Here is a 14548-nt window from a genome sequence, read left to right as displayed (position 1 = left end):
TTTTCCTTTTCGGTCTTCATTTCCTACGACTCAAGCCTAGACCCGCGCGGCTTGCGCCACCTTGACCCGTGTCAAGTCGCCGCCCTGTCCGCGCCCTTCTCGGCCCCCACCGCCGCCGCAATCGCGTCAAGCCGCGCGTCCAGCGCCGCAAACCGCCCCTCCAGCGCCACCATCCGCAAGTCATCCAGCTTTTCATGCAGCCGCATGATCTCGATTTCCGCCTTCAGGTTCACCTCGTAATCATGCGCCGCCGCCAGCCGGTCCTTTTCCGCCTGCCGGTTCTGGCTCATCATGATCACGGGGGCTTGCACCGCCGCCAGCATCGACAGGATCAGGTTCAGGAAAACAAAGGGATAGGGGTCAACAGCCGTGACCAGAATCACGGTATTGAGCGCCACCCAGCCCAGCAGAACCAGCGCGAAAATCCCGATGAAACTCCAGGATCCGCCAAAGGCCGCGACCCGGTCGGCGACACGCGCGCCCAGATCGGCCTCGGGCTGGCTCAGATCGCGCGCCACCGTGCCATGTTCGGCGACATGGCGCAGCACGCGCCGGTCGCGTTCGTTCAACTCCTCGAAGTTCTTGCGCAAAAGCCGTTCGGAAAGGATGCGAAGCTTGGCGTCCATGGGGCCTCCTGCCGTTTGCGCCATGCTGCGACGGGGCGGGCCGGATGTCCACCGACGAGGACGTGAGAGGGGGGGCGCGATCAGCGGCCCATCGGCCGCCAGCCCGCCGCCAGCGCCTCGGCCTCGGTGCAGAACCAGCGCTCGCCCTTTGTCTCGTCGATCTTCGTGCGGTCGTAATCGCGCGCGCCGGGCAGATGGAAGATCTGCCCCTTCTTCGAGATGTTGCCCTTGATCCGGCAGGCCCCGGGCGGGGTCTGCGCCGGGCCATGCCGCACCGCCTCGGGGGCCAGATGCGGCCCGGCCCAGATGCCGCGATGCGCCGCGCGCGCCTGCGTCTCCTCGGGAACATAGTCGCGCGCATATTTGCGGTAGGCCTCGGCCATGCCCTCGGCCACCAGAACCGCGTTCAGATCGCGCCCGCCCGCGCTGCAGACCGCCAGAAGCCGGTCGTAGCGATCACGATCCCCGCCCGCGCAACGCACCGTGCCAGCGGCCAGCGCGCCAAGCCGATCCCGCGCCGCCTGCCCGCAGGGCCAGTCTCGCCCCTGCGCATCCTTGCACAGCTGATCATGTTCCGGCGCGTCGATCCCGAACAAACGCACCTTCTGCGCGCCGATCGCCAGCGTATCGCCATCGACCACCCGCGCCCGCCCCTGCAAGATTTCGGCCTGCGCCGGCAGCGCCAGCACAAGCCCGATCAGAACCCACTTCACCATGCGCGGACGTTAACAGAACGTAACGCGAACGCAAGCCTGCGCGCCGGTCATGCTTACCGCTGTGACGTGCGCCAGTTCGGGTTGATCCAGGGCGCCGCATTCTCGGCGGGCAGACGGCGGCCAAGGATATGGTCGGCCACCTTCTCGCCGGTCATGATCGAGGGCCCGTTCAGGTTGCCGTTCGTCACCCGCGGGAAGATCGAGCTGTCGGCAACGCGCAGCCCCTCGACGCCGATCACCCGGGCGTCGGGGTCCACCACCGCCATCGGATCATCGGCCCGCCCCATGCGCGAGGTGCCGCAGGGGTGATAGGCGCTTTCGGCGTGATCGCGGATGAAGGCGTCGATCTCGGCGTCGGATTGCACCGCGGCGCCGGGCTGGATCTCGTGCTTCACATGCTGCGCCATCGGCGCTTGCGCGAAAATCTCGCGGGTCAACCGCACCACCTTGCGGAACTCCTCCCAATCGTCGGGATGCGACATATAGTTGAAACGGATCTCCGGATTTTCGCGCGGGTCCGAAGACCGCAGCCGCACCGTACCGCGCGATTTCGACCGCATCGGCCCGGTGTGGACCTGAAAGCCATGCCCCTCGGCGGCGGCCTTGCCGTCATAGCGCACGGCGATCGGCAGGAAGTGATACTGGATATCCGGATATTCGACGCCCTTGTCGGAGCGGATGAAGCCGCAGGCCTCGAACTGGTTCGAGGCGCCAAGGCCCCGCTTCGTCAGCACCCATTGCGCGCCGACCGTCAGCTTGCCCCAAAGGTTCCAGTATTTGTACAGCGTCACCGGTTCCTTCGACGCGAATTGCATATAGATCTCAAGGTGATCCTGCAGGTTCGAGCCCACGCCGGGGCGATGCGCCAGAACCTCGATCCCCTGCGCTTGCAGATGTGCGCCATCGCCGATGCCCGACAGCATCAAAAGCTTCGGCGTGTTCAAAGCCGAGGCCGCCAGCACCACCTCGGCCTTGGCCTTCAGAACCTTGATCTCGCCGCCCTTCTCGTATTCCACCCCCACGGCGCGGCCATTCTCGATCACCACCTTGCGCGCCAGACCGCGGACGATCTTCAGCCGCCCGGTCTTGATCGCGGGCCGCAGATAGGCCGAGGCCACCGACCAGCGCCGCCCCTGCCAGATCGTCGCCTCCATCGGGCCGAAGCCCTCCTGCTGCTCGCCGTTGTAATCCATCGTCACCGGATAGCCCGCCGCCGCCCCCGCCTCGATGAAATGCTGAAACAGCGGGTTCTTGCGCGGGCCGCGCGTCACATGCAGCGGGCCCTTCGAGCCGCGCCAGGTCGCGTCGGCGCCATCATGGCCGCCGTGCCAATGTTCCTGACGCTTGAAATAGGGCAGCACATCGGCATAGCCCCAGCCCGCCGCGCCCTGCTCGGCCCAATGGTCGAAATCGCAGGCGTGGCCGCGCACATAAACCATGCCGTTGATCGAGGACGACCCCCCGATCACCTTGCCGCGCGGCGTCACCAGACGGCGGTTGCCCAAGAACGGCTCGGGCTCGGTGCCCATGCCCCAGTCATAGCGCCCCATGTTCATCGGGTAAGACAGGGCCGCGGGCATCTCGATGAAGGGGCCCCAATCGGTGCCGCCGAATTCGATGATCGCCACCCGATGCCCGGCCTCGGCCAGCCGATAGCCCAAGGCCGAGCCGCCCGAGCCTGCCCCAACGATCACATAATCCGCATCCATCGCGCGACCCTCTGCCTGAACCCTGTTTCTTCTTGGCGCAAATACGCCGGGGGGTCCGGGGGGGGGGACCCCCCGGCCTGCGTTTCAATAGGGGCTCTCGACCGGCCCCATGCCGACATAGACCGCCTTGACCTGCGTATAGTGCTCGACCGCGGCCTTGGAATTTTCCCGCCCGACGCCCGAGGCTTTCACCGCGCCAAAGGGCATCTCCACCGGCGTCAGGTTATAGGCGTTGATCCAGCACGTCCCCGCCTGCAGCTGCGCGATGACCCGGTGCCCCCGCGCCAGATCGGCAGTGAAGACCCCCGCCGCCAGCCCGAAGTCGGTGCCATTCGCCCGCGCGATCACCTCGTCTTCGGTCTCGAAATCCAGCACCGCCATCACCGGGCCAAAGACTTCCTCGCGCGCCAGCGTCATCGTGTCGGTGACATCGGCAAAGACCGTCGGTTGCACGAAAAGCGGCCCCTCGTTTCCCGCCTGCCCACCACAGATCAGCCGCGCCCCCTCGGCTTTCGCCGTGGCGATATAGCCGAGCACCTTGGCATGCTGCGCCGCACTGACGAGCGGGCCGAATTGCGTGGCCTCGTCCAGGGGATCGCCCGCCTTGATCAAAGCGGTGCGCTCGGCCAGCCGGGTCAGGAAGCGCTCCTTGATCGATTTCTGCACGAAGACCCGCGTCCCGTTCGAGCAGACCTGCCCCGAGGAATAGAAATTCCCCAGCATCGCCGCGCCGATGGCGCTTTCCAGATCGGCATCTTCAAAGACGATCAGCGGCGATTTGCCCCCCAGCTCCATCGTCACATGTTTCATCCCCGCGCCCGCCGCCGCATAGACCCGCGCGCCGGTCGCGACCGAGCCGGTCAGCGACACCTTGGCCACCCGCGAATCGGTGGTCAGCGCGGCGCCCGCAGCGCCCCGGCCCTGCACGACGTTGAACACCCCCGCGGGCATCCCCGCCTGAATGAAGATCTCGGCCAGCTGCAGCGCGCCAAGGGGGGTGATTTCCGAGGGCTTGAACACCATCGCATTGCCGGTCGACAGCGCCGGGGCCGCCTTCCAGCAGGCGATCTGGCTGGGATAGTTCCACGCCCCGATGCCGACGCAAACCCCCAGCGGCTCGCGAATCGTATAGGCGAAATCACCGCCCAAGGGGATCGTCTCGCCGGTCAGCGTCGGCGCCAGCCCGGCGAAATATTCCAGGCTGTCGGCGCCCGAGGGCCAGTCGGCCACCAGCGTTTCCTGCAGCGGCTTGCCGGTGTCGAGGGTTTCCAGAAGCGCCAGTTCCGCCCCGCGGGCGCGAATCAGATCGGCGGCCCGGCGCAGGATCCGCGCGCGCTCGACGGGCTTCAACGCGCCCCAGGCGCGCTGCGCCGCCACCGCGCCCGACAGCGCCGCTTCGATCACCGCGGGCGTCGCCTCGTGCAGCACCGCGATCACCTCGCCGGTGCCCGGAAAGATCACCTCGATCTCGGCGCCGGCCTTGTCCTCGACCCATGCGCCATTGACGAAATGGCTGGCCTTCGGCTGTGCCCTCATGACCGCACCTCCAGTTCCCGGTTCAGATATTCATAGACGATTTCAAGCGCATAAGCGCGATCCGGCGCATGTTCGGCCAAGGCCGCCCGGATGTAGACGCCGTCGATCATCGCCCCCAGACCGCGCGCCACCGCCTCGGCCCGCGTCCCCACCAGCGGGCGCAATTCATGCTGCAGGTTCGAGCGCAAGCGGCGCTGATAGACCCGCAACAGCCGCATCGCTTCGGGGTTCGTCTGCGCCAGCACGTAGAAATTCAGCCAGGCCGAGATCGCCTCGCGCCGGAACGACCCCTGCGAGAACGAGCCCGCGATGATCGCGCGCAGCCGCGATTCGGGGCCACGCTCGGCCGCGGCCAGCGCCCCGCGCACCTCGGCGCCGTAAAGCGTCAGAATGGCGCGCATCGCGGCCAGAAAGATCTGCTCCTTCGAGCCGAAATAGTGATGCGCCAAGGCCGAGGACATCCCCGCACGCCGCGCAATCTGTGCTACAGTGACCTCAAGCGATCCCGCCTCGCCCACCGTTTCGATCGTGGCTTTCACCAAGGCCGCCCGTCGAATAGGCTCTGCTCCAAGCTTCGGCATTTCTTTTGCGACTCCGCTCAAAAAAGAACTTGCTTTTAGGAGCTACAGGCAAGTTTATTGACTCGTCAATCAACAAAAAGCCTGACCGTAAACCGGGCAACCAACGGGAGACCCTGATGACGCTTCGTTCCTTCCTTCTTGCCGGGGCTGCGACAGTTTCGCTCGCCCTTCCGGCCGCTGCCGATTGCAACAAGGTGACCTTCTCGGATGTGGGCTGGACCGACATCACCGCGACGACGGCGGTGACGACGACGGTGCTGCAGGCGCTGGGCTATGAAACCGACATCAAGCTTCTGTCGGTGCCGGTGACCTATACGGCGCTGTCCTCGGGCGATGTCGATGTCTTCCTTGGCAACTGGATGCCCTCGATGGAGGCCGATCTGGCCCCCTACCGCGATGACGGCACGGTCGAAACGGTGCGCACGAACCTTGTCGGGGCGAAATATACGCTGGCCACCAATGCCGCGGGGGCCGCGCTCGGCCTCAAGGATTTCGCCGATATCGCGACGCACAAGGACGCGCTGGAAGGCAAGATCTACGGGATCGAGCCGGGCAATGACGGCAACCGTCTGGTGCTCGACATGATCACCGCGGGCAAGTTCGGCCTGACCGGCTTCGAAGTCGTCGAAAGCTCGGAACAGGGGATGCTGGCCGCCGTCGCCAAGGGCGAAAAGGACAACACCCCGGTGGTGTTCCTCGGCTGGGAACCGCATCCGATGAACGCGAATTTCAAGATGAGCTACCTGACCGGCGGCGATGACGTCTTCGGCCCGAATTTCGGCGGCGCCGAGGTGAACACGAACGTCCGCAAGGGCTATGTCGCCGAATGCCCGAACACCGGCAAGCTGCTGACCAATCTCGAATTCTCGCTGGCGATGGAAAACGAGATCATGGGCAAGATCCTCGATGACGGCATCGACCCGCCGACCGCCGCGCGGGACTGGCTGGCGGCGCATCCCGAAGTTCTGGCGCCCTGGCTGGCGGGCGTGACCACCAAGGACGGCGGCGACGGTCTGGCGGCCGTGACCGCGGCGCTGAAGTAAGCCTTGCGCTGACTTGACGATCCCGGCAGGCGGGCCCCCGCCTGTCGGTCTTCCGAACCACGCAAGGCAAGCGACATGCTACAGCAAACGATGCGCCTGATCGGCACCATCGCCGCGTCGATCTTCGGCGCCATCCTGCTCAAGACGGTGCTGGAGAAACTGGCGGGGCTGTTGATCGGCACCGGGCTCATCACCGGCCACAGCGGCACCGATCTCTTTACCGGAAAATGGAAAATCCCCGTCGGCCCCTGGGCCAAGCACGTCTTCGAATGGATGCGCGACAGCTTCTCGCTGGTCTTCGACCATCTGGCCGCGATCTTCGAAACGCTGATCGACGGGATCATGGCGATCTTTGCCACGCCCTTGGACATTTCCTGGATCACCGGGGCGGCCGAATACACGCCGCTTTACCCGCCGGACTATCAGCCCTTCATCATGACCGGCTTTTTCCTTGGCATCTCGTGGTTCCTGCAGCGCCGCGTGTCGATCCTGCTGACCGTGCTTCTGGGCCTGCTTTACGTCTTCAACCAGGGCTACTGGAAACCGACGACGGAAAGCCTGACGCTTGTCATCTCGGCCTGCGTGGTCTGCATGTCGGTCGGCGTGCCGATCGGCATCGCCGCCGCGCACCGGCCGCGGCTTTACCTGGCGATGCAGCCGATCCTCGACCTGATGCAGACGCTGCCGACCTTCGTCTATCTGATCCCGGCGATCGTGTTTTTCGGCATCGGCATGGTGCCCGGGCTGATCGCCACGGTGATCTTTGTCCTTCCCGCGCCGATCCGGCTGACGCATCTTGGTGTCTCGACCACGCCGCAACCGCTTCTGGAAGCCGCCCGCGCCTTTGGCGCCACGCCGCGGCAGGTGCTGTGGAAGGTCGAACTGCCCTATGCGCTGCCGCAGATCATGGCGGGGCTGAACCAGACCATCATGCTGTCGCTCTCGATGGTGGTGATCGCGGCGCTTGTCGGCGCGAACGGGCTTGGCGTGCCGGTGGTGCGGGCGCTCAACTCGGTCAACACCGCACTGGGCTTTGAATCGGGAATGATCATCGTCGTCGTCGCCATCGTGCTGGACCGGATGATGCGCTTCGGGGGATCGAAATGAGACATGCCAATCTGATCACCGATCCGAAGCTGACCGCAGGCGTCGCGGTGCGCTTCGACAATGTCTCGATCGTCTTTGGCGATCACCCGGATCGCGCCCTGCCGCTGATGGACGAGGGGATGTCGCGCGCCGAGATCCAGGCCCGCACCGGCCAGGTTCTGGGGGTGCATGACTGCTCGCTTTCCGTGGCCGAGGGCGAAATCCTTGTTCTGATGGGCTTGTCAGGCTCGGGCAAATCGACGCTTCTGCGCGCGGTGAACGGGCTCAATCCGGTCTGCCGCGGCAAGGTCGAGGTTTGCGACGGCAACGGTCTGGTCGATGTGACCCATGCCGATCCGCAGACCCTGCGCCGGATCCGCCAGACCCGCGTCGCGATGGTGTTCCAGCAATTCGGCCTCTTGCCCTGGCGGACGGTGCGCGAGAATGTCGGGCTGGGTCTGGAACTGAGCGGCATGGGCAAGGCGGAACGGCGCGACCGCGTCGATGCGCAACTGAAACTGGTGAACCTGACCGACTGGGCCGAGCGCAAGGTGGGCGAATTGTCGGGCGGCATGCAGCAGCGCGTGGGCCTCGCCCGCGCCTTCGCCACCGAAGCGCCGATCCTGCTGATGGACGAGCCCTTCTCGGCGCTGGACCCGCTGATCCGGGCGAAGCTGCAAGACGAGCTTCTGGACCTGCAATCGACGCTCAAGCGCACCATCGTCTTCGTGTCGCACGACCTGGACGAGGCCTTCAAGCTGGGCAACCGCATCGCGCTGATGGAGGGCGGGCGGCTGGTGCAGATGGGCACGGCGCGGGAAATCATCGCCAATCCGGTCGATGAATATGTCGCCGAATTCGTCGCGCACATGAACCCGCTTGGGGTGCTGACGGCCGAGGACATGGCCGAACCGGGCGCGGCCGAGGGCACGCCGATTGCGCCCGAAACCCCGGTGATCAAGGTGATGGAGCTTCTGAAGACCGTGCCCGCCGTGGCGCTGACCGACGGGCGGCGCATCACCCGCGAGGGCGTGATCGCCCGGCTGATCGACCCGCGCGGCACCGCCGCCAAGGGGTAAAGAGGCGTATTTGCGCCAAGAAGAAACGGAAACCCGGAGTCTCTCGGCTTCGGGTTTCTTCTTGGCTCAAATACGCCCTTTCGCCCTCTCCCCACGCGCCTCGCGCCAGGTCAGGAAGACCACCGCAGCCAGGATGATGGCGCCGCCCAGGATCACCCAGGGGTCGACCGCCTCGCCAAAGACCGACCAGCCCAAAAGCGTCGCCCAGACCAGCTGCAGAAAGGTCACCGGCTGCGTCACCGTCATCGGCGCGCAGGCAAAGGCGCGGGTCATGCAGTAATGCCCCGCCGTCGCAAAGACCGCGACCGCGCCGAGCCAAAGCACCTGCGACAGACTTGCCGGCTGCCAGACCGCCAGCGCGAAGGGCGCAAGGCCGATCGTCACCGACAGCGCCATCACCGCCACCACGGTCGAGGCCGGGGCCAGTTGCGTCAGCCGTTTCATCACCAGATAGGATAGACCAAAGCCGAAGGCCGCGCCCAGCTGCGCCAGATGGCCGGGGGACAGCTCGCGCAGGCCCGGGCGCAGCACCACCAGCGCGCCCAGCATCGCCACGCCGATCGCCGCCATCCGCGCCGGGCGAAAACCCTCGCCGAACAAGAGCCCCGCGCCAAGGGTGACGATGATCGGATTGAGATAGCCGATGGCCGTCACCTCGGAAATCGTGATCCGCGCCATGGCGTAAAACCACAGCACCACCGCCACCGTATGCAGCGCACCGCGCAGCGCGAACAACTTGAAAAGGCGCGCAGAAACGCCGCTCCGCAACAGCGGCAGCAGCGAGGGGGCCAGAAACAGCAGCCCCCAGGCGAAGCGGATGAAGGCGGATTCGGCGGCGGGCAGCGCCGTGCCCAGATAGCGCACGATGCCGTTGACGAAGACGAAGGCGATGCCGGTGGCCAGCATCCACAGCACACCCTCGACCGGGCGGTTTTGATCGGGGATCGACGTCATGCCCCTTGCTGCCCTGCGCCGGGCGGGGGCGCAAGGGGCCGATTGTGCGGGATACAGCGCCGCAGGATCGGCCTGCGGCCTTGACCTCGGTCAAGGCGCGGGGCGCTCGGGCCGGGTAGCCCAGATGCAGGGCGGCCCGAAACAACGGCACGAAGGACGTTGCTTTCCGCCCGGACTGCCGCAATCCTGTGCCAAACCGCAACCGCGAGCCCTGATGATCCGCCCTGCCCGCCCCCAGATGCCCTTCCGCACCGGCGTTTTCGCCCGGTGGCTGGCGGTGCTGGCGCTTGCGCTGCAGAGCCTGGTCTTTGCCGAACATCTGAGCGCCTCGGCGCTGCAGGAACTGGCGGGGCTTGCCCCCGGCGCGCGGGCGGGTTTCCTGCAGCTCTGCACCGGCGAGGGCGTGGCGCTTTATGACCCCGCCTCGGGCCGGATGGTGCAAACGACCGGCCATGCGCCCTGTGCGATCTGCGCCAGCGCCGCCGTCTGCGCCTTCGCCACGCCCGAGCCGCCGGTTCTGCCGCCGCCGCTGCTGCAGCTTCTGGCCGCGCTGGACCCGGCGGCCCTGATCCCCTTTTCCTTCATCGCGCCTTTGCCGCGCAGCGGGCTGATCCGCGCCCCCCCGGCGGTCGCGACCCTGTGACGGGGGCGCGAGGGGGGCAGCGTCCCGCCCTCCCCGTCCCCGCGGGGTCCCCGCCGCACCAGATCCCTGCCATGCCATCCGTTTTGGAGACAGCGATGAAACGTCGTGATTTTCTTGCCGCCACCACCACTGCCGCCGCGCTTGTGCCGCTGGCCGCCCTGCCCGCCCGCGCCGAAATGGCGATGACGCCTGCCGAAAAGCCGGTCAGCCCGATGCAATGGACCGACGAGAACGGCCTGACCCGGTTTCTCAAGGTCGATCCCGATCCGCTGACCGACGATCTGGGCAAATATCCGCGCTGCCCCTATTGCGGCATGATGCGCAGCATGTATTCCGCCTCGCGCCATCTGATCGTCTATGAAAACGACACCGTGGACGGCACCTGCTCGATCCATTGCGCGGCGATTTCGCTGGCGCTGAACATGGACGCCGGGCCGAAGGCGATCTACGCGGGCGATGCCGGGGCCGAGGGCGAGACGAAGCCGCTCGCCGATAGCGCCGCGATGACCTATGTGATCGATCCCGCAAAACCGGGCACGATGTCGGCGGTGTCGAAACTGGCCTTTGCCGACCGCGCCAAGGCCGAGGCCGCCGCCGCGGGCAGCGCCGAGGCGAAGCTTGCAGGCTTCGACGAGGCGCTGATGGCCGCCTATGTCGAAATGGCCGGGGACACCGCGATGATCCGCAAGCGCCGGGCCGAAAAACGGCATCAGACCGGCATGAAGATGCCCGGCTCGCATTGACCTTTTGCAACATTCCGGCCGTGCCCGTGCGGCATGGCCGGGGATGGAGTTGACCATGTGCAACATTTCCCGTCGCAGCGCGCTTGGCCTTCTGGCCGCCGCCCCGACCCTTGGCTTCGGCCTGCCGCAAAGCCTGCGTGCCGCGACCGCGGGGCTTGATCTGCCCGAACCCGGCCCGCGCGACACCTGCCCGGTCTGCGGCATGTTCGTCGCGCGCTACCCCGAATGGATCGCCACGGTGGTCTTTGCCGATGGTGCGGCCTTCCATTTCGACGGTCCGAAGGACTGCTTCAAATTCGTGCAGGATGTGCCGAAATACGCCACCGGACGCCGCCGCGCGCAGATCACCGCGATGGCGGTAACCGACTATTACGACCTGCGCAGGATCGCGGCGGAAGCGGCGCGATTCGCCGTCGGTTCCGATGTTCTGGGGCCGATGGGGCATGAGTTCGTGCCCTTGGCCAGTGACGCCGATGCGGCCGACTTCATGCGCGATCATGCGGGCAAGCGCCTGCTGCGCTTCGCCGAAATCCCCGCCGACCTGCCCGCGAAGCTGGACGAAGGCCGGTTCGAGTGAGCCTGCGCCCCGCAACCCCGGTGCTGGCGGCCTTTGGCGCACTTCTCGCGCTGGCCGCGGTCGAGGCCACGCATGCCGTTCTGACCGCCCCGCGCGAGGCCGCGCGTCTGGCCGAAGGGGCGCGGCTCGTCCGCGCCCTTGGGCTGAGCGATCTCGCGCTTTTCACCGAGGCGCGCTACACCCGCCACCCGTCGCTGGCCGACCTTGCCACCGCCTTTCAGGACAACCCCTTGTCTTTCGACCATTTTCCCTCGGGCAGCCTGATTGCGCCGCCGATCGATTTCGGGCCGACGGCGCTTGGCTTTTCGGCCGGGGATCTGTGATGAGCGCGCTCCACCGACACCGCGCGCTTTTGGATTTCACCGTCGCGGCGCTGGCGCGGCGGCGGGTCAAGACCCTGTCCCTGGTTGCGGTCTTCGCCGCGGTCATCTTCTTGCTGGCCTCGGCGATGTTCTTTGCCGCCAGCCTGCGCCGCGAGGCCGAAACGACGCTGGCCGGCGCCCCGGATCTGATCGTGCAAAGCCTGAGCCTGGGCCGTCAGACGATGATCGGGGCCGAGGCGGTGCCGAAAATCGCCGCGATCCGCGGCGTCGCCGGGGTCGAGGGGCGGCTTTGGGGCTATTTTTACGACCGGATCAACGGCGCGAATTACACGGTGATGGTGCCCGCCGCCGCCGCTGCGATGACCCCGCCGCCGGGTCAGGTGATCCTGGGCGAGGCGGTGCCGCGGTTGCGCGATTTCAAATGGCAGGGCACGCCGCTCTTTCTGTCGCGCCGCGAGGGGGATCTGGTCCGCTTCGACGTCGCCCGCACGCTTGGCACCGAAACCGCGCTGGTCAGCGCCGATCTGATCTTGATGAACGAGGCCGATTTCCGCAGCTTTTTCAACGTGCCTGCGGGCCAGTTCACCGATCTGGCGGTCAGCGTGCGCAACCCGCGCGAGCTGTCGACCGTGGTCGAAAAGGCCGGCGCCGCGCTGCCCGAGGCGCGGTTCGTCACCCGCGCGGACATCGCCCGCACCTATCAGAGGCTGTTCGACTGGCGCGAAGGGGTGATGGTGGCGCTCGCCTTCGTCGCGCTGCTGGCCTTCGCGATCTTTGCCGCCGACAAGGCCAGCGGGCTTTCCGCCGAGGAGGCGCGCGAAATCGGCATTCTGAAGGCGATCGGTTGGGACACGCGCGACGTGATCGCGATGAAACTCTGGGAGGGGGGGCTGGTCTCGGCCGGGGCGTTTCTGCTGGGCACGGTGCTGGCCTATGCCCATGTGTTCTGGGCCGGGGCGGCGCTTTTTGCGCCGCTGCTGCAGGGCTGGGCGGTGATCTATCCCGACTTCCGGCTGAGCCCCGCCCTCGACGCGTTGCAGCTGCTGACGCTGTTCCTGCTGACCACCCTGCCCTATGCCGCCGCGACCGTGGTTCCGGTCTGGCGCACCGCGGCGGCCGATCCGGATGCGGTGATGCGATGATCACTTTGCATGGCGTCTCAAAGACTTACAACGAGGGCCGCCCGAACGAGGTGACCGCGCTGCGCGGCATCGATCTGGCGATCGCGCCGGGGGTGACGGTGCTGATGGGGCCCTCGGGTTCGGGCAAGACGACGCTTCTAAGCCTTGTCGGCTGCATGGCGCGGCCGACGACGGGGCGGATCACGCTGGCGGGCGAGCTGATTTCCGGCCTGCCCGAGCGCTTCCTGACCGATCTGCGGCGGCGCCGCTTCGGCTTCGTGTTTCAGCGTTTCAACCTGATCCGGGGGCTCTCGGTGCTGGAAAACGTGATGCTGCCCGCCGCCCCCCTGGGCGCGCCCCGCGCCGAGGTCGAGGCCCGGGCGCTTTCGCGGCTTGAGGCACTTGGTCTGGCGGGCAAGGCGCGGATGCCGGTCGAGGTGCTCTCGGGCGGCGAGATGCAACGAGCGGCGATTGCCCGCGCGCTGGTGAATGACGCGCCGGTGCTGATCGCCGACGAGCCGACGGCCAATCTGGATACCGCGCTGGCGCATCGTTTCCTCGACATCGTCGCCGGGCTGCGCGCCGAGAGGAAAACGGTGATCCTGACCAGCCATGATCCGCGCATCATTTCGGCGGCGCCGGTGACGGCCGTGGTCGAGATGCAGGACGGTGCCATCCTGCAGGTGCGGTCATGATCTTTCACACGCCGATCCTGACGCTGCTGCTGGTCTCGGCGCTGGCCGCGCTGGTGGCGGTCTGGTCGGCGGGCTTCGGAATTTCCGTGCTGCGGCACTGGGATCTGGCCAGCGGGGCGCGCGGGCAGCTGCTTCTGGAACGGCGCACCGAACTCGTCTCGACGCTTTTCGCGCTGGTGATGGCGGCCGAGGCGGCGGCACTGATTCTTTTTGTGTTCAACGCCGACCGGATGGCGACGCTGTTTGTGGGCGCGATGTGCGCGGTGGGCACGCTGAATGCGAACGGCTACGGCTTTCCCGCGCTTTACGGGCAGATCGCCAGCTTCTTTGCGGCGGCGGTCTGGCTGGTGCTGGATCACGTCGACCGGCTGGGCCGCGACTATCCGCTGACGCGGGTGAAATATGCCGCCGTGCTGGCGATCGCGCCGCTGGTCCTGCTGACAGGCGGGCTGCAGCTGGCCTATTTCCTGAACCTGCGCAGCGATGTCATCACCTCGTGCTGCTCGAAGCTGTTCACCCCGGCGAATGCGGGGATTTCCGACGAGATGGCGGCGGTCGATCCGGCGCTGGCGCTTGCGGCACTGGCGCTTGCGGGGGGGCTGGTGCTGGCAAGCGGGGTTCAGGCGCTGCGCAGGGGCCGCGGGCACGGAGTTTTTGCCCTGGCGGGGGCGGGCTATTTCGCCGCGGCGCTGGTGGCGATGGTCTCGACGATCGCGCTTTATGTCTACGAGAACCCGAACCACCACTGCCCCTTCTGCATCCTGAAACCGGAGTACGGCCATATCGGCTATGCCTTTTACCTGCCCCTGTTCGGCGCCACGGCGCTGGCGCTGGGGCTGGGCGCCGTGAGCCCCTTTGCCTCTCGCGCAAGCCTGCGCGCGCCCCTGCCCGCAGTGATGCGGCGCCTGACACTCTGGGCGCTGGCGGGCTTTGCGGCCTATGGCGCGGTGACGGTCTGGGTGATTGCGCGCTCGAACCTGATCCTGTTTGGCTGAAAACCTGCCGCCGCAAGCAGAGTATTTCGCCCAGGCTGTCGCCGGGGCGACCCGGGGGGGGGGGGGGGGGGGGGGGGGGGGGGGGGGGGGGGGGGGGGGGGGGGGGGGGGGGGGGGGGGGG

General features: G+C 67.0%; 16 protein-coding genes. 10 read left to right on the top strand and 6 right to left on the bottom strand.

The features are described from left to right. Positions 1-71 precede the first annotated feature (71 nt). The 5 genes from FBT96_RS16915 to betI all read right to left on the bottom strand — a co-directional run bounded on the left by FBT96_RS16915 (position 72) and on the right by betI (position 5168). The gene (locus tag FBT96_RS16915) at positions 72-626 is read right to left on the bottom strand and encodes a DUF1003 domain-containing protein (RefSeq protein WP_136908697.1); all 555 of its coding nucleotides are present in this window, start codon (positions 624-626) and stop codon (positions 72-74) included. An 80-nt stretch (positions 627-706) separates the two neighbouring features. Next, positions 707-1342 (bottom strand): thermonuclease family protein, encoded by a 636-nt coding sequence (locus FBT96_RS16910; RefSeq protein ID WP_136908695.1) that lies wholly within the window; start codon positions 1340-1342, stop codon positions 707-709. 53 nt (positions 1343-1395) lie between these two features. Continuing rightward, on the bottom strand, positions 1396-3051 hold the full coding sequence (gene betA / locus FBT96_RS16905; protein ID WP_136908693.1) for a choline dehydrogenase: 1656 nt from the start codon (positions 3049-3051) through the stop codon (positions 1396-1398). A gap of 84 nt (positions 3052-3135) precedes the next feature. After that, complete coding sequence (gene betB, locus FBT96_RS16900) at positions 3136-4587, bottom strand: betaine-aldehyde dehydrogenase (protein WP_136908691.1); 1452 nt, start codon at positions 4585-4587, stop codon at positions 3136-3138. Beyond that, positions 4584-5168: a transcriptional regulator BetI gene (gene betI, locus FBT96_RS16895; protein ID WP_136908688.1), complete on the bottom strand. Its 585-nt coding sequence runs from the start codon at positions 5166-5168 to the stop codon at positions 4584-4586. The genes betB and betI overlap by 4 nt, the downstream gene beginning before the upstream one ends. 116 nt (positions 5169-5284) lie before the next feature. Here betI and choX point away from each other — a divergent pair, with 116 nt between their 5' ends. The 3 genes from choX (at position 5285) to choV (ending at position 8376) form a co-directional block, all read left to right on the top strand. Beyond that, positions 5285-6211, top strand: coding sequence for a choline ABC transporter substrate-binding protein (gene choX / locus FBT96_RS16890; RefSeq protein ID WP_136908686.1), 927 nt, complete (start codon positions 5285-5287; stop codon positions 6209-6211). 75 nt (positions 6212-6286) lie between these two features. Then, entirely contained in the window at positions 6287-7318 is a 1032-nt protein-coding gene (gene choW / locus FBT96_RS16885) for a choline ABC transporter permease subunit (protein ID WP_249306541.1), read from the top strand. Beyond that, positions 7315-8376 carry a choline ABC transporter ATP-binding protein gene (gene choV / locus FBT96_RS16880; protein ID WP_136908684.1) on the top strand — a complete coding sequence of 354 codons (1062 nt, stop codon included), beginning with the start codon at positions 7315-7317 and terminating at the stop codon, positions 8374-8376. The genes choW and choV overlap by 4 nt, the downstream gene beginning before the upstream one ends. Positions 8377-8442: 66 nt before the next feature. Here the strand turns inward: choV and FBT96_RS16875 are convergent, their stop codons facing one another. After that, positions 8443-9330 carry a DMT family transporter gene (locus FBT96_RS16875; RefSeq protein ID WP_136908682.1) on the bottom strand — a complete coding sequence of 296 codons (888 nt, stop codon included), beginning with the start codon at positions 9328-9330 and terminating at the stop codon, positions 8443-8445. 214 nt (positions 9331-9544) lie between these two features. Between FBT96_RS16875 and FBT96_RS16870 the strand changes: the two genes are divergently transcribed. The 7 genes from FBT96_RS16870 (at position 9545) to FBT96_RS16840 (ending at position 14427) form a co-directional block, all read left to right on the top strand. Next, positions 9545-9973 (top strand): hypothetical protein, encoded by a 429-nt coding sequence (locus tag FBT96_RS16870; RefSeq protein WP_136908680.1) that lies wholly within the window; start codon positions 9545-9547, stop codon positions 9971-9973. Positions 9974-10068: 95 nt separating this feature from the next. Continuing rightward, the gene (locus FBT96_RS16865; RefSeq protein ID WP_136908678.1) at positions 10069-10716 is read left to right on the top strand and encodes a nitrous oxide reductase accessory protein NosL; all 648 of its coding nucleotides are present in this window, start codon (positions 10069-10071) and stop codon (positions 10714-10716) included. A gap of 55 nt (positions 10717-10771) precedes the next feature. Then, positions 10772-11293 carry a nitrous oxide reductase accessory protein NosL gene (locus tag FBT96_RS16860; RefSeq protein WP_136908676.1) on the top strand — a complete coding sequence of 174 codons (522 nt, stop codon included), beginning with the start codon at positions 10772-10774 and terminating at the stop codon, positions 11291-11293. Next, complete coding sequence (locus tag FBT96_RS16855; RefSeq protein ID WP_136908674.1) at positions 11290-11616, top strand: hypothetical protein; 327 nt, start codon at positions 11290-11292, stop codon at positions 11614-11616. Before FBT96_RS16860 ends, FBT96_RS16855 begins: the two co-directional genes overlap by 4 nt. Continuing rightward, positions 11616-12758, top strand: a complete 1143-nt coding sequence (locus FBT96_RS16850) for an ABC transporter permease (RefSeq protein ID WP_136908672.1) — start codon at positions 11616-11618, stop codon at positions 12756-12758. Before FBT96_RS16855 ends, FBT96_RS16850 begins: the two co-directional genes overlap by 1 nt. Next, positions 12755-13432, top strand: coding sequence for an ABC transporter ATP-binding protein (locus FBT96_RS16845; RefSeq protein ID WP_136908670.1), 678 nt, complete (start codon positions 12755-12757; stop codon positions 13430-13432). Before FBT96_RS16850 ends, FBT96_RS16845 begins: the two co-directional genes overlap by 4 nt. Continuing rightward, positions 13429-14427, top strand: a complete 999-nt coding sequence (locus FBT96_RS16840) for a hypothetical protein (RefSeq protein WP_136908668.1) — start codon at positions 13429-13431, stop codon at positions 14425-14427. The genes FBT96_RS16845 and FBT96_RS16840 overlap by 4 nt, the downstream gene beginning before the upstream one ends. Positions 14428-14548 lie beyond the last annotated feature (121 nt).

The sequence above is a fragment of the Rhodobacter capsulatus genome, assembly GCF_005144475.1.
Taxonomy (GTDB): domain Bacteria; phylum Pseudomonadota; class Alphaproteobacteria; order Rhodobacterales; family Rhodobacteraceae; genus Rhodobacter; species Rhodobacter capsulatus_C.
The sequence above is the reverse complement of the archived record's forward strand: the minus strand, read 5'-3'. Positions and strand labels throughout refer to the sequence as shown.